Genomic DNA, 14398 nt, shown 5'->3' on the forward strand with positions numbered 1-14398 from the left:
GAAGACATGAGCCGGGCCTGGATCGAAGAGCAGCGTCAGTAACGGACCGCGCGGACTGCGAGGGTGATCGACTTTCTGATCTGGCTTGAGGAAACACGCCCGTCCACGTGGATGCGGGAGTCGGGTGGGGCGTTCTTCTCGAGCCTCGTCTTCCATTCGATCGGGATGGCCTTCGTGGCCGGTATCCACGTGGTGACGGACCTTCGCATCCTGGGCGTCGCTCCGGGCGTGCCCCGGTCGCTCATGCGGCGATACCTGCCGGTGCTGTGGGCGAGCCTCGTGGTGGTCACGTTGTCGGGACTCGCGCTGCTCCTGGCGTACCCGGCCAAGGCGCTGACCAACCCCGTCTTCTACTTCAAGCTGGCGGCGATCGTCGCGGCTCTCTGGATCATGAGAGCGCTGATGCGCGGCGTGCTGGGGGACTCACGCCACGACCCCGTCCCGGCGCCCAGGAGGGAGAGAGTGCTGGCGGCGGTGTCCCTCGTGCTCTGGGTTGCCGTCATCACTTCCGGTCGCTTCCTCGCCTACACCGCGAAGGTCATGTTGGCTTCGCACCTTCTGTACTGAGACGAGGCCGACGGAAGCCATGGAAGACCTGCTGTACTCGATCGGCCAGGAGAGCGGCATCTACAGCTTCATGCACACCTCCTGGGGCTGGCCGACTGTGGAATCTCTCCATTTCCTGGGCCTCTCCCTGCTGATCGGCTGCATTGGCCTCTGGGACCTCCGCCTGCTCGGGATCGCCCGGGGCGTGCCGATGGGCGCGCTGCACCGGCTCGTGCCCTGGGGCGTCGGCGGCTACGCCCTGAACCTATGCACCGGTTTCCTGTTCGTGGTCAGCGCTCCGAACCAGTATCTCTACAACCCGGCGTTCCAGATCAAGCTGTCGCTGATGGCGATCGCCGGCCTGAACATCCTCGTGTTCTACCGCTTCGCGTTCCGGCCGGTGCGGGCGGCCGCGGCGGGAGCGCCTGCACCGCCGGGCGCCCGGGCCGCGGCGGCGATCTCCCTGGCCTGCTGGATCGGCGTCATCGTCTGCGGCCGGCTGATCACCTACTTCCGGCCGCCCTACCACTGGTGCTTCTGGTGTTGACTACGACCCGGGCGGGTCGTCTTCGTCAATGAAGCGGAACGGCGGTCGATCCGCGGGGTCGCCTTCCTCGACGGGCGCCCGCGCTTCCGGTTGGCCCGGCACTTCGGGGGTCGTCGGGCTGACGGGGCGGGCGAGCTCGGCTTCGACCTGCTCGATCAGCTCTTCCGCGGATTGCTGTTGATCGAGCCCTGCCGCGGCGAGTTCCGCGTCGATCAGGGCAAGCAGTTCGTCCGTCGTCAGGTCGTCGAGGTTCTGCAGTTCGCTGCCGGTCGGAGCCGGCGACACGGGAGAGATCGCCACCGCCGGCTGTCCGGCTGGCGCGGCCTCGACGGCGACGTCGACGACCGGCGCGGCGGCAGCGCGAGGCGCCGATGGTGATCCGGGATCCGGCGACTCCCCGATCAGGACGCCGGTCGCGGATGGCGGCAGGGTGCCGGAGCCGAGACCGACCTCGACGAGTCCTTCCGACTGGCGTACCTGGTAGGACGGCAGGGCCGCTCGCAGGTCCACGACCACGCGAAGGAAATCGGCATGCTCGCCGGTACGCACTTCGAAGGCCGGGCTGCCCTGTGGCGGTTGCGGCATCTCGGCGGCCGACTGGTCGACTCCGAAGATGTCGATCACGACGCGCGGCGGGCTTGACAGGGGGAAATGCCGAACGGCCTGTGGATTCCGGGAGACGTCCAGCCGCAGGACATCGCCGTCCAGCCGGGCCGACGTGAGCCGGTTCGGCTGGGCCGTGACGGCCGAACTCAGGAGCGCCGAGGCAAGGAGGATGAGAACTCTCATGATGGGTAAGTATCGGGGGGCACTCTAGCACCTGCCCGCTCCGGATCCGTGCGATAGCGTGCGCGTTAGCCAATGCGCCGCATCTCACCTGCCGCCCTCGTCGTTTCGCTCGTCCTTGCTACCGGGGCGGTTGCGGCGCAGGACACGCGTCCGTTCTCGATCGACGACATGCTGGCGATGGAACGGCTCTCCGACCCGCAGATGTCGCCGGACGGGTCGGCGGTTGCCTTCACGGTCCGGTCAACGGATCTCGAGGCCAATCGCGGGCGGACGGACCTCTGGATCGCGTCCCTCGATGGCTCGGAACCCCGCCGTCTCACCACGAACGAAGCGGCCGATTTCCATCCGCGCTGGGCGGCGAACGGCGACGGCCTGTTCTTCCTGTCGACCCGTTCCGGCAGCTCCCAGGTCTGGCGCCTGCCCGTCTCCGGCGGCGAACCGCACCAGGTGACCGACCTTCCCCTCGACGCCGGCAACCTGGTCGTGTCTCCGGACGGCCGCCGCATCGTCCTCACGATGGATGTGTTCGTTGACTGCGAAACGCTGGACTGCACGGCGGAACGGCTGGAGGAGCGTGCGTCCGGGAAGACCACCGGCGTCGCCTACGACGACCTGTTCGTGCGTCACTGGGATGTATGGAAGGACGGCCGGCGGTCACACGTCTTCGTCCTGGAACTCGACGACTCGGGCAGTGCTGCCGGGGAACCGGTCGACCTGATGCGGGGGCTCGACCAGGACGCCCCGCCGAAGCCCTTCGGCGGCGCCGAGGAGATCGCCTTCGGGCATGAGGGCGACGCGGTCATCTTTGCCTCGCGGCTCGGCGGCACGGGGGAGGCGTTGTCGACGAACTTCGATCTCTATCTGGCGCCGGCGGACGGGAACGCTCCTCCCGTCAACCTCACGGCCTCCAACCCGGCCTGGGACAGCCACCCCGTGCTGTCGCCGGACGGCGACACCCTGGCCTGGCTGGCGATGGAGCGTCCAGGCTACGAGTCCGACCGGTTTCACGTCCGGCTTGCCCGCCTCGACGGGTCGCGACTCGAGGACGAGCGAGCCCTGACCGTCGACTGGGACCGTTCCGTGTCGGGCCTCGCCTTCGCGGCCGACGGCGAGACGCTGTACGTCACCGCGGCCGACCTCGGCCAGCGGAGCCTGTTCGCCATCGACGTGGCCAGCGGCGAGGTGACCCGGCTGCACGGCGAGGGCTCGATCGCCGGCCTGGCGGTGTCGGAGGACCGGCTCGTGACGCTGCACAACGACCTGGCCGGCCCGTCGGAGCTCTACGTGAGCGCGCCGGACGGTAGCGGCCGGAGCCCGCTCACCGCGATCAACGCGGGGCAACGGGCGGCGGTGCGGGTGGGCAGTTACGAACAGTTCACGTTCGCCGGCTGGAACGGCGAGACGGTGCACGGCTACCTGGTGCGGCCGGTCGACTTCGATCCGGATCGTCGCTATCCGGTCGCGTTCCTGATCCACGGTGGACCGCAGGGCTCCTTCGGCAACAGCTTCCACTACCGCTGGAACCCGCAGGCCTACGCCGGCGCGGGCTACGCCGCGGTGATGATCGACTTCCACGGCTCGGTGGGGTATGGGCAGGACTTCACCGATTCGATCCGCGGCGACTGGGGCGGCAAGCCGCTCGAGGACCTGCAGAAGGGACTGGCCGCGGCGCTCGAGCGGTACTCGTTTCTCGACGGCGACCGGGTGTGCGCGCTGGGTGCTTCGTACGGCGGCTACATGGTGAACTGGATCGCCGGTGCCTGGCCGGATCGCTTCCGTTGCCTGGTGAACCACGACGGCGTGTTCGACCTGCGCTCGATGTACTACACGACGGAGGAACTGTGGTTCGTCGAATGGGATCACCTCGGGAGCTACTTCGCCAACGCGGACGGCTACGAGCGCCACAACCCGGCCATGCTGGTGGACCGTTGGCGGACCCCGATGCTGGTGATCCACGGAGCGCTCGACTTCCGCGTTCCCGAAACCCAGGGACTGGCGGCCTTTACCGCGCTCAAGCGCCGCGACGTGCCCGCCCGGTTGCTCTACTTCCCGGACGAGAACCACTGGGTGCTCAATCCGGCGAACAGCGTTCAATGGCACGAGGAGGTGCTGGGATGGCTCGCCCGCTGGCTCGAACCGTGAACCGACCCTTCGGGAGGCCTGCGGCCGTCGCCGCGGCGGTGGTGGCCGCGCTGGCGTTCGGGTTCGCCCCGGCGGCGGCTCAGACCGCCGCCGACCCGGGTGTTTACAAGGGCCGGAAGATCGCCGACGTGATGTCCTTCCGGGGCGCCGGCTGGCTGGAGCGCGCCTCGCGCATCCAGGAGGAGAACCCCGACGCGCTGATGGCCGCTCTGCCGATCGAGGAAGGGATGCTGGTCGTCGACATCGGTTGCGGCTCGGGCTACTACGCCCGCCGCATGGCCGCGGTGGTCGGCCCGGAAGGCAGCGTGCTGTGCAACGACATCCAGCCCCAGATGCTGCGCATCGCGGAGGAACTTGCCCGGCGCGAGGGCGTCACGAACATCTCGTCGGTGCTTGGCACGGAGGACGATCCGAAGTTGCCCGAGGGCGAGGTCGACCTGATGCTGCTGGTCGACGTGTACCACGAGTTCTCGAAGCCCGAGGCGATGCTCGAGGCGATGCGGGAGGCGCTTTCGCCCGACGGTGTGATCGCTCTGGCGGAGTTCCGGCTGGAGGGCCGCACGGCGGCCCACATCAAGCTCGACCACCGGATGTCGATCGACCAGGTGATGAAGGAGTGGATCCCGGCGGGCTACGAACTCGTCGAACGGATCGATTCGCTGCCGACCCAGCACCTGTTCCTGTTCCGCACCGCCCGGTAGAGTCGCCAGACGGGTCGCAGGCTTCTACCGGGTCGTCGGCATCGCCGCCGACACGGACTCGCGCCAGGCGTGGAGCCGGTCACGCAGTTCAGCGGCCTTCGCGGACTGCTCGGCGGCGAGATCGTGCTGCTCGCCCAGGTCGTTCTCCAGGTCGAAGAGCTGCACCGTGCCGTTCTCGAAGTACTCGAGCAGCTTGTAGGTGCCATCGCGGACAGCGCCGCCTGGGCTCTGCATCCCGTGATTGCTGTAGTGGGGGAAGTGCCAGTAGATCGCTCCGCGCTCGAAGTCTTCGCCCCTGACCGCCGCGGCGAAGCTCGTGCCGTCTAGGTGTTGCTCGGGCCTGGCGGGAAGGCCGGCCATCTCCAGCAGCGTGGGATAGAAGTCGGGGCTGATGACCGGCTCGTCGCGAACCGCGCCGGCTTGCCCCGCGCCCGGCCAGCGGACGATGAGCGGCACCCGGATCCCGCCCTCGTACAGCCAGCCCTTGGCGCCGCGCAACGGCAGGTTCGACGTGGAGTAGGCGACGTCCAGCAGGTCGGGGGGTATCTTCCTCGCGGGATTGCCGAGATTGGCCGCCGCCATTCCTCCGTTGTCCGAGTAGAAGACGACGATCGTGTTCTCGGTCAGTCCCAACCGATCGAGGGTGCTTTGCACGCGCCCGAGGCTGTCGTCGATGGCGGTGACCATCGCCGCGAACTCGACGTTGTCCTGGTGCTGCCTGATCTTGACGGTGTTCTGGGGCAGTACGCGGTGCTCTTGATGCGATGGCTGCTCCAGTAACGCGTTCAGTTGCGCGCGCGAAAGTGGCTCGGGATCGTCGGGGTTGCCTTCCAGGAGAAAGGCCGGCCCGGCGGGCGGCTCCGTTCGCGCCGCCTTCTCGCGGTACTTCAGGACGAGATCCGGGCGTCCCTCGATCGGGTCGTGCACGGCGAAGTGTGACAGGTAGAGGAAGAAGGGGCGGTCCTGGCTCTGCTCGATGAACTCGACGGCGAAGTCGGTCAGGCGATCGGTGAGGTACTCGTCTTCCTCGCCTTCGACGACCAGGCCGGCCATCAGGTACGGCGGGAAGTAGCCGCCTCGAGGGGTCGAGCCGGGGAAGTCGGGCGCCTGCACGTCGAAGCCCTGGTGGAGAGGCCCCGCCTCGTCGCCGCCGAGGTGCCACTTGCCGAAGATCGCCGTGCGGTAGCCGTGGTCCTGGAGCGCTTCGGCGAGCGTCACTTCCTCCAGCGGCAGGGCCGCGAGCTTCTCGGCGCTCAGCAGCCGTTCGAAGGCGTGCTCCCTTCGGCCCGGCAACCAGTCCGTCAGGCGCAGCCTTGCCGGGTACTTGCCCGTCATCAGTGAGGCCCGAGTAGGCGAACAGACGTGCGTCGCCGCGTACGCGTCGGTGAAGCGCACGCCCCGCTCGGCGAGTGCGTCGATGTGGGGCGTCTCGTAGAACGTGCTGCCGAAGACGCCGACATCGCGCCATCCCATGTCGTCGACCAGGAAGAAGACGATGTTTGGCGATCGCTCGGCGGCCGCGTCGACAGCGGGCGAGGACGCCGGCGCATCCGGTTCCGCGGCGCAGGCTCCCAGGACGAGAGGCACGCCGAGCGCGACGAGGCAAGCTGGGAACAGGTCGCGTTTCATCGGTTCAGAACCTGCGCGCAGTGGCGTGCGAAGTAGGTCAGGATCATGTCGGCGCCGGCGCGGCGAATCGAGGTCAGGGTCTCCAGCATCAGGGCGTCGCCATCCATCCAGCCGTTCGCGGCGACCGCCTGGATCATCGCGTACTCGCCGCTGACCTGGTAGGCGGCGACCGGAAGGTCGACCGCCTCACGGACCGCACGGATCACGTCGAGGTAGGCGAGGGCGGGCTTGACCATGATCACGTCGGCCCCTTCCTCGACGTCGAGCCGGGCTTCGCGCACGGCCTCGCGGACGTTCGCCGGGTCCATCTGGTACGTCTTCTTGTCGCCGGCGCGCGGCGCCGAGTCCAGGGCGTCGCGGAACGGCCCGTAGAAGCTCGAGGCGTACTTCGAGGTGTAGCTCAGGATCCCGACCTGGTCGTGGCCGGCGCCGTCGAGGGCGGTGCGGATGGCTCCCACCCGGCCGTCCATCATGTCCGAGGGGGCGATGACGTCGGCGCCGGCGTCCGCCTGGGATACGGCGGTCGCGGCGAGGATCTCGAGCGTCGGGTCGTTCACGATCTCGCCGTCCTCGACCAGGCCGTCATGGCCGTCGCTGGAGTACGGATCCATCGCGACGTCGGTGATGACGAGCAGCTCCGGCAGCGCCGACTTGAGTTCACGCACGGCGCGCTGGACCAGCCCGTCCGGGTCCAGGGCGCCGCTGGCGGTGCGGTCCTTCAGTTCGTCGTCCACGGCCGGGAACAGCGCTACGGCCGGCACGCCGAGCGCGTGCGCGGCACGGCTCTCTGCGACCAGACGGTCGATCGTCAGCCGCGCCTGCCCCGGCATCGAGTCGATCGGGACGGCCGCGTCCCGGCCCTCCATGACGAAGAGAGGATAGATCAGCCGGTCCGGGCCGAGGTTCGTTTCGCGGACCAGGGAGCGGATGGCTGCGGAGCGCCGGTTGCGGCGGGGACGGATGGGCAACTGGCGCATGGCCGGGGATTCTACGCGCATGGAGCCGGCCGCGACCGCGTGCGCCGGCGCGCTCTTCGACGCCGCCGGTTCCATGGGACCGGACCTATACTTGCCGCCATGGCGCTCAGGGAGATATGCCGGGATCTCTGGATCGCCGACCACGACCAGAAGATCCCCATGGGCTTCACGGTGCCCGCCCGCATGACGGTTGTTCGCCTGGGCGACGGAGAGCTGTGGTTGTACTCGCCGGGGCCGATCGACGACCGGATGGCGGAGGAGCTTCAGAGCCTCGGCCCGGTTCGATACCTGGTCGCGCCGAACCGCTTCCACCACCTTCATCTGCCCGCGGCCACGGCGCGCTTTCCGGAGGCTGATGTTCTTGGCGCTCCCGGTTTGGCGGAGAAGCGCAAGGACATTGCGTTTACGGGAACGTTGGGCGTTGCCTCCGCGTGGGGCACGGAGTTGCAGCCGATTCCCATCGACGGCATGCCCTCCTTCAACGAGGTCGCCTTCTGCCACCGCACGAGCGGGACACTGCTCGTGGCCGACCTGCTGTTCAACCTGCAGCAGGACCTGGGCTGGCTTGCGTCCCTCTACTTTCGGCTCACCGGCGTAAGCCGTCGGGTCGCGATGAGCCGGATGTTCCGGCTCTCCATCCGCGACCGCGCGGCCTGCGCGGCGAGCTGCCTGCGCCTGTTGCAGTGCCCGTTCGACCGTCTGATTCCGTGCCACGGCGATGTGGTGGAGGAAGGGGCGAAGCCTCAGGTCGAGGCGGCGCTTGGTTGGATCTTCAAGGAACTCGAGACGCCTCCCGAGCCGACGCCGGCCGGGGCGGTGCCCGAAGTCTGAGCCCTCGCGATGTCACTTCCCCTGGCGGACCTGCGGGTCCTCGACCTGACGATCGCCCGAGCCGGGCCGACCGCGGTGCGGCAGCTCGCGGACTGGGGCGCCGACGTCGTGCGGATCGAACGCCCGCCGGCGCCCGGCAAGGAGATTGGCATCTCCCGCCGGCTCGGCCACGACTACCAGAACCTCCACCGCAACAAGCGCTGCCTGACGCTGGACCTGAAGAAGAACGAGGGCCGCGAGGTGTTGCTGCGCCTGGCGCGCGACGCGGACGTGCTGATCGAGAACTACCGCGCCGACGTGAAGCACCGGCTCGGTTTCGACTACGAGACCGTGCGGGCGATCAACCCGCGCATCGTCTACGCCAGCGTGTCGGGCTTCGGCCAGACCGGACCGTACCGGGGACGCGGCGGCGTCGACCAGATCGCCCAGGGCCTGGGCGGGTTGATGTCGGTGACCGGTCTTCCCGGTCAGGGTCCGGTGCGGGTGGGCACGGCGATCTCCGACCTGGCGGCCGGGCTCTACCTCGCCTTCGGCATCATGACGGCCCTGCGCGAGCGCGACCGGTCGGGCGAGGGCCAGTGGGTGAGCACGTCCCTGCTCAAGGCGATGATCGGCATGCTCGACTTTCAGGCCGCGCGTTACCTGGTCGAGGGCGAAGTTCCCGGCCAGCAGGGCAACCACCACCCGACGATCTCGCCGATGGGGACGTTCCCGGCGGCCGACGGTTGGGTCAACATCGCGGCCACCAGCGGCAAGCACTTTCGGGCGATGTGCCAGGCGCTCGGAGGCGAGGAGCTTCTTGAGTGTTCGGAGTACCGGAATTCGGCCGGACGAGTCGCCAACCGGGACCGGCTCGAGGACGAAGTCGCGGAGCTGACGCGGCGCTTCAAGGTGGATGAGATCGTCGAGCTGCTCAACGAAGCCGGTCTTCCCTGCGGTCCGGTCTACGACGTGGGACAGACCTTCGCCGACCCGCAGGTCGAGCACTGCCGGATCGCGGTGCCGCTCGAGCACCCTGAACTCGGAGATGTTCGTCTCGTCGGCCAACCGGTCCGGCTGCGCCGAACGCCCTTCGAGCTGCGGCGCCGTGCGCCCGGCCCTGGCGAGCACACCGACGAGATCCTCACCGAGGTTGGACTCAGCGCCGCGGAGATCGGCGAACTTCGGGCCGGAGGAGTGGTGGCGTGAGCGCGACTGCGGAAGGGACGGTTGTCGACCTGCCGACGCCGAAGATTCTGGCCGAGATCCAGGACGGCGTCGGCTGGCTCACCTACAACAACCCGGAGCGGCGGAACGCGCTCTCGTTCGAGATGCAGGTCGCTCAGGCGGAAGTCTTGCACCGGTTCCAGGAGGACGACGCCGTGCGCGTCGTCGTACTGCGTGGAGCGGGCGACCGGGCCTTCGTCTCCGGTGCCGACATCTCGGAGTTCGAGAAACTGCGGACGACCGTCGAGGCGCGCGAGCGCTACGACCGGGCCGGCCGCGAGACCGGTATGGCCTTCGCCGCGCTGGAGAAGCCGCTGATCGCGATGATCCGCGGCTACTGCCTGGGCGGCGGCTTGGCCACGGCACTCAACGCCGATCTGCGCATCGCCTCCGAAGACTCCCTGTTCGGGATCCCGGCCGGCCGCCTTGGCGTGGGCTACGGCTTCGCCGGGATCAAGGTGCTGGTCGATCTCGTGGGGCCATCCCGCACCAGCGAGATCCTGCTGACGGCGCGGCGGTTCACGGCCGCCGAGGCGCACCACATGGGGCTCATCGACCGGGTCACGACCGTCGATGAGCTGGAGGGCGCCGTCCGCGACCTGGCGGGAAGAATGGCTGCGAACGCCCCGTTGACGCTCCGGGCCGCCAAGCGCGCGATCAAGGAAGCCACGAAGGACCCGGAACGCCGCGACCTGGACCGCGTGAAGCAACTCGTCGAGGCCTGCTTCCGCTCCGAGGACTACGTCGAGGGCCGGAAGGCGTTCCTCGAGAAGCGGCCGCCGCGGTTCCAGGGGCGGTGACGGCATCTCCCGTCCTGCCGCAGCGGGCACGACGACCGCATTGAACGAACCGCTGCTTGAACTCGCCAACGTGACGGTCGTGCGCGGCGGCCGCCGGGCGCTCGACGGCGTGACGCTTTCGATCCCGCGCGGAGAGAACACGGCCGTCCTCGGTCCGAACGGCGCCGGCAAATCGACCCTGCTGCGGATGCTGAACGGCGAGTTCTTTCCGGTTCGGGGACCCGGCGTCCGGATGCGGTTGCTGGGCCGGGATCGATGGAACGTGTTCGATGTCCGCCGGCAACTCGGTGTCGTGTCGCACGACCTGCAGGTGACGCATCACGGCTGGCTCAAGGGCAGGGATGTGGTTTGCTCGGGCTTCTTCGCCAGCGTCGGCGTCTACCGGCACCAGGGCCTGACGGACGCGCAGCGGCGCCGGGCTATGGCGGCGGCGGCCAGCCAGGGCGCCGGCGACCTGCTGGAGCGCCGCTTCGACACACTCTCCTCGGGTGAGCAGCGTCGCCTGCTGTTGGCTCGGGCCCTGGTTCACGAGCCGCACACCCTGCTGCTTGACGAGCCGGCGACCGGCCTGGATCTGCGAGCCGCGTTCGGGCTGATGGAGCGGCTGCGGGCCCTGGTGTCGGCTGGCACGACGCTGATCATCGTCACCCACCATGTCGATCTGATCCCGCCGGAAGTCGAGCGGATCGTGCTGCTGAAGGGCGGTGGAGTGTTCGCCGACGGACAGAAGGACCAGGTCCTGACGAGCGCGACGCTGTCCGACCTGTTCGACGTCGGCGTGCAGTTGGTGGAGCGGGACGGCCACTTCCAGGTGCTGCCCGGCTAGCCAGCCGCGCTACGATGCCGGCGAATGCTCCCACTGCGACTGTCCTTTCTCGCGGCGCCGGCGCTGCTAGCCGTCGCAGGCCCGCTCGCCGCCGCGGACAGCCCGGGCTGTTCGTCCGGCGGCGGCAACGTATCGGTCGAGCCCGGAACCAGCGTCGACCTGGAGCTTGCCCACGGCGGCCTGATCCGGAGCTACCGCCTCCACCTGCCGGCCCGCTACGACGGCGCTTCGCCGGCGCCGCTGTGGCTGCACGTCCACGGCTACACGGGCAGCGCGCGGCACAGCGACGGCTGGACGGGCCTGTCCGAGCTCTCCGACCGCGAGGGCTTCGTGCTCGTGTTCCCGCAGGGCACGTCGTTCGAGGCCTCCATGGGTCCGCCGGGCCAGAGCCGGAACGCCACGATCACGTCCTGGAACGACCTCGCCTGCAGCGCGACGCTCCAGCCGGAGGCGCCGGCCTGCCGGGAGGACGCGGATCCGTATCCCTGCCCGCCGGAGTGCGGGACGTGCGGGCCGTGCAACTGGTGCTCGTGCCATGACGATGTCGGTTACGTCGCCGCCCTGATCGACGAGCTCTCGGCGGAGCTCTGTATCGACACGGACCGCGTCTTCGCCTCCGGCTACAGCAACGGCGGCATGTTCGCCCACCGGCTTGGCTGCGCCCTCGGCGACCGTCTGGCCGCGGTTGCTCCGATGCACGGTTACCTTGCGCGGGGCTTCAACTGCGTAGCTGAAGCACCCGGCCCCTCGATGCTGCTGGTCGGCGGCACGAGCGATCGCACCGTTCCCATCGACGGTTCGCACGCCAGCGACGGCTACATCTACACGTCGCAGGAAGGGGTAGCGGAGGAGTGGGCTCAGGCCCAGTCCTGCTCAGCCGAACCGGTCGCGGTCGAGACTCCCTGGGACGGCCGGCGGGAGTTGAGTTGCGTCGAGTATCCCGGTTGCGCCGGTGGCCGGGCCGTCCGCAGTTGCTCCTGGGACGGCGCCCACGTTTGGCCGCGCGACGAAGCCGGCAACTTTGGCGGTGAGTTGATGTGGCGCTTCTTCGGCGGGGCGACGCGCTAGGCGGCGATCGCCTCGAGTCGCCCGGCCGGCACACCCAGCCGTTCGCCGGCGGCGACGATCTGGCGCCAGGACTCGGCATCGACCGGGATCGCTTCGGCGCGCTCGACGCGGCTGGCCCGCTCGGGGTCGCCCGGCACGAGTACGGGTTCGTCCGGGTCGGCGGCCGGTGACGCTTTGACGTGGGCGACCAGGGCGGCGAGCTCGTCTTCCATCGCCGAACGGGGGACCAGCCGCTCGGGGTCGAACACGATCATGAACATGTTGTTGCAGATCGTGCCCTCCACCCCGTGCTCGGGCTGGGAGGTGCGGCCGCCGCTCATCATGCCGCCCAGGAGTTCGCAGAACACGGCCAGGCCGTAGCCCTTGTGGTCGCCGAAGGAAGTGAGCGCGCCGACAGGCTGCTTGAACAGGACGCCCGGGTCGCGGGTCTTGCGGCCGCGGTGGTCGATCAGCGAGCCTTCGGGCGTTTGCTCGCCCTTGTTGTGGGCCACCCGCGCCTTGCCGTGGGCGATCCGGCTGGTCGCCATGTCGAGAAGGACCGGCGGCTGCGCGTTGCTGCCGGGCAGCGACAGGCAGATCGGATTGGTCGAGTAGCGGGCGTCTGTGCCCCGGTAGGGCGCGACCAGGGCCTGGTGGCCGACCACGTTGACGAAGTGGAGCGAAGCCAGGCCGGCGTTCGCCACCTGCTCGCCGTAGGTGCCGATCCGGCCCAGGTGGTGGCAGAAACGGACCGGCGCCAGGACGATGCCGGTGCCGCGACAACGGTGGATCGCCGCCGCCGTGGCCTCACGACCGACCACCTGGCCGTAGCCCATGCCGCCGTCGAACATCATGATGGCGCCGTCGTCGCGAACCAGTTCGACCTTCCGGTTCGGATTCAGGGTTCCGTTGCCGAGGCTCCGCTCATAGGCGGGAAGCATGCCGACGCCGTGGCTGTCGTGTCCCGAGAGGTTCGCCAGCACGAGGTGGTCGGCGACGATCCGGGCTTCCTCTGGCTCGCTGCCGCCGGCTTCGAGGATCATCGTGGCTGCCTCGCGCAGCGCCCGTGGATGGATGTCGATCGAATCCAAGGGTTGCCTCCTTCTGTCTTGCCCCAAGGCTCGGAGCGGCGATCCTATGCGGCCACATCGGCGCCGTCGGCAGCGGCGTTTGCATCGGGAAGCCTGCTGACGCGCGTGCGAGGGGGCCTATAGGGAGAAGTAGCCAGTAGTCGTCACGGCGGCTCCGTCGCGTCGGTGGTGTAGGGTGGCGACAGTGAGACCGAGAGCGCGCCTGCCTGCCGGGCCGCTCGCAGAATAGCCGCCATCAAGGCGACGGGTAGCTCCCGGGCCGGGCGGTGAACACGCGGGAGTCGCATACAGCGCGCTGTCGGTCTCACGGACGGCCCGGCACCAATCCAGGCGTCGGCGCCTCACCGGAACCGTGAGTGGCGACCGCCAGTTCTCCCGCAGGCTACGAGCATCCCGCGCGTCAGACCAAGTTGGCTTTGGTCGAGACCGCCCATCGGATCACCGAGTTTCGGTCGTTCGCGGACCTCGGGGGGTGCTGGGGAGTCAATGGCGCGTACTCGTTCCACGCGGCCGAACTCTGCGGCCCGAGCCTCGAACGGGCCTTCATCCTCGACGGGAGCATCACGCCGCAAACCCGCGACCGAGCGGGCCAACACCCGAGGGTCCAACTCGTCGAGACGCTGCTCGGCTCCCGCGAGGCCCACGAGGCGGTAGGCCACGTGGGCGCGGTCATCATGTTCGACATCCTGCTCCACCAGGTCGATCCCGACTGGAACGACTTCCTGCTCGCGTGGTCGCGCCAGACCGACACACTCGTGATCCACAACCAGAACTGGCTCAAGACGCCTCGGACGATCCGCTTCGTCGAGCGCGGTCTGGAGTGGTATCGCCGCAACGTCGTGGTGTGGGAGGACGAGTACGCGCCTTCGGTGGAGCGCTGGTTCGCACGCCACCACGAACGTGACTCGCGGGGTCGGCTGGAGCGTGACAGCTACGACTTCTGGCAGTGGGGCATCCGGCCGCTCGAACTCATCAACCTGCTGGCCCGTCACGGCTTCGAGTTAGTCCACATGGACAGAGACGCGCTGCCGTTCGGCCCGCACTACCCCTGGATCGTCAACGACGGCATGGTGTTCCGGCGTGCTGCGTTCCCCGAGGCATCGCGACGGTCCCGCATTCGTGCGACCGCGCGAGCGCTGTTGTCCAGACGCGCCGTGACCTCTCGCCCTACCGAGACCATGCGCTTGACTGAAGTAAGGACTTGAAGCACTTCTTCGTTCCTGATGGCGGGATGTTGCGACCGCACAGCGGCGGTCGGCGCTACTG

General features: G+C 68.9%; 14 protein-coding genes. 10 read left to right on the forward strand and 4 right to left on the reverse strand.

Annotation, left to right across the window (positions count from 1 at the left end; translation table 11 throughout):
• Positions 1-63 precede the first annotated feature (63 nt).
• Positions 64-567, forward strand: coding sequence for a hypothetical protein (locus tag OXI49_03205; protein ID MDE2689493.1), 504 nt, complete (start codon positions 64-66; stop codon positions 565-567).
• A gap of 19 nt (positions 568-586) precedes the next feature.
• The gene (locus OXI49_03210; protein MDE2689494.1) at positions 587-1093 is read left to right on the forward strand and encodes a hypothetical protein; all 507 of its coding nucleotides are present in this window, start codon (positions 587-589) and stop codon (positions 1091-1093) included.
• Here the strand turns inward: OXI49_03210 and OXI49_03215 are convergent, their stop codons facing one another.
• A complete protein-coding gene (locus tag OXI49_03215; protein ID MDE2689495.1) occupies positions 1094-1882 on the reverse strand; it encodes an AMIN domain-containing protein in 789 nt (262 codons plus the stop codon).
• Positions 1883-1954: 72 nt separating this feature from the next.
• Here OXI49_03215 and OXI49_03220 point away from each other — a divergent pair, with 72 nt between their 5' ends.
• Together OXI49_03220 and OXI49_03225 are read left to right on the forward strand one after the other, a co-directional pair.
• A complete protein-coding gene (locus OXI49_03220; protein MDE2689496.1) occupies positions 1955-4024 on the forward strand; it encodes a S9 family peptidase in 2070 nt (689 codons plus the stop codon).
• Positions 4021-4725: a class I SAM-dependent methyltransferase gene (locus OXI49_03225; protein MDE2689497.1), complete on the forward strand. Its 705-nt coding sequence runs from the start codon at positions 4021-4023 to the stop codon at positions 4723-4725. The genes OXI49_03220 and OXI49_03225 overlap by 4 nt, the downstream gene beginning before the upstream one ends.
• 24 nt (positions 4726-4749) lie before the next feature.
• On the opposite strand, the gene OXI49_03230 is transcribed toward OXI49_03225, so the two are convergent.
• Both OXI49_03230 and hemB read right to left on the reverse strand, forming a co-directional pair.
• The gene (locus OXI49_03230; GenBank protein ID MDE2689498.1) at positions 4750-6354 is read right to left on the reverse strand and encodes a sulfatase; all 1605 of its coding nucleotides are present in this window, start codon (positions 6352-6354) and stop codon (positions 4750-4752) included.
• Positions 6351-7331 (reverse strand): porphobilinogen synthase, encoded by a 981-nt coding sequence (gene hemB / locus OXI49_03235; GenBank protein ID MDE2689499.1) that lies wholly within the window; start codon positions 7329-7331, stop codon positions 6351-6353. Before hemB ends, OXI49_03230 begins: the two co-directional genes overlap by 4 nt.
• A gap of 99 nt (positions 7332-7430) precedes the next feature.
• Between hemB and OXI49_03240 the strand changes: the two genes are divergently transcribed.
• Genes OXI49_03240 through OXI49_03260 form a run of 5 tightly spaced genes read left to right on the forward strand, consistent with a single transcriptional unit; the run spans position 7431 to position 12062 of the window.
• Positions 7431-8162 (forward strand): DUF4336 domain-containing protein, encoded by a 732-nt coding sequence (locus OXI49_03240; protein ID MDE2689500.1) that lies wholly within the window; start codon positions 7431-7433, stop codon positions 8160-8162.
• Positions 8163-8171: 9 nt separating this feature from the next.
• Positions 8172-9350, forward strand: coding sequence for a CoA transferase (locus OXI49_03245; GenBank protein MDE2689501.1), 1179 nt, complete (start codon positions 8172-8174; stop codon positions 9348-9350).
• A complete protein-coding gene (locus tag OXI49_03250; GenBank protein ID MDE2689502.1) occupies positions 9347-10168 on the forward strand; it encodes an enoyl-CoA hydratase in 822 nt (273 codons plus the stop codon). The genes OXI49_03245 and OXI49_03250 overlap by 4 nt, the downstream gene beginning before the upstream one ends.
• A gap of 40 nt (positions 10169-10208) precedes the next feature.
• A complete protein-coding gene (locus tag OXI49_03255; GenBank protein MDE2689503.1) occupies positions 10209-10994 on the forward strand; it encodes an ATP-binding cassette domain-containing protein in 786 nt (261 codons plus the stop codon).
• Positions 10995-11018: 24 nt separating this feature from the next.
• A complete protein-coding gene (locus OXI49_03260; GenBank protein ID MDE2689504.1) occupies positions 11019-12062 on the forward strand; it encodes a hypothetical protein in 1044 nt (347 codons plus the stop codon).
• Here the strand turns inward: OXI49_03260 and OXI49_03265 are convergent.
• The gene (locus OXI49_03265; GenBank protein MDE2689505.1) at positions 12059-13132 is read right to left on the reverse strand and encodes a malate/lactate/ureidoglycolate dehydrogenase; all 1074 of its coding nucleotides are present in this window, start codon (positions 13130-13132) and stop codon (positions 12059-12061) included. The genes OXI49_03260 and OXI49_03265 overlap by 4 nt on opposite strands.
• A 356-nt stretch (positions 13133-13488) precedes the next feature.
• On the opposite strand from OXI49_03265, the gene OXI49_03270 reads away from it, so the two are divergent.
• Complete coding sequence (locus tag OXI49_03270; protein ID MDE2689506.1) at positions 13489-14337, forward strand: hypothetical protein; 849 nt, start codon at positions 13489-13491, stop codon at positions 14335-14337.
• The last annotated feature ends 61 nt before the right edge of the window (positions 14338-14398 follow it).

The organism is Acidobacteriota bacterium (assembly GCA_028875725.1).
Classification (GTDB): domain Bacteria; phylum Acidobacteriota; class Thermoanaerobaculia; order Multivoradales; family Multivoraceae; genus Multivorans.

What these genes read in the sequence shown, in the direction of transcription:
- OXI49_03210 (MDE2689494.1), top strand. Translation starts at nt 587, where the DNA reads ATGGAAGACCTGCTGTACTCGATCGGCCAGGAGAGCGGCATCTACAGC.
- OXI49_03215 (MDE2689495.1), bottom strand. Translation starts at nt 1,882, where the DNA reads ATGAGAGTTCTCATCCTCCTTGCCTCGGCGCTCCTGAGTTCGGCCGTC.
- OXI49_03220 (MDE2689496.1), top strand. Translation starts at nt 1,955, where the DNA reads ATGCGCCGCATCTCACCTGCCGCCCTCGTCGTTTCGCTCGTCCTTGCT.
- OXI49_03230 (MDE2689498.1), bottom strand. Translation starts at nt 6,354, where the DNA reads ATGAAACGCGACCTGTTCCCAGCTTGCCTCGTCGCGCTCGGCGTGCCT.
- hemB (MDE2689499.1), bottom strand. Translation starts at nt 7,331, where the DNA reads ATGCGCCAGTTGCCCATCCGTCCCCGCCGCAACCGGCGCTCCGCAGCC.
- OXI49_03240 (MDE2689500.1), top strand. Translation starts at nt 7,431, where the DNA reads ATGGCGCTCAGGGAGATATGCCGGGATCTCTGGATCGCCGACCACGAC.
- OXI49_03245 (MDE2689501.1), top strand. Translation starts at nt 8,172, where the DNA reads ATGTCACTTCCCCTGGCGGACCTGCGGGTCCTCGACCTGACGATCGCC.
- OXI49_03260 (MDE2689504.1), top strand. Translation starts at nt 11,019, where the DNA reads ATGCTCCCACTGCGACTGTCCTTTCTCGCGGCGCCGGCGCTGCTAGCC.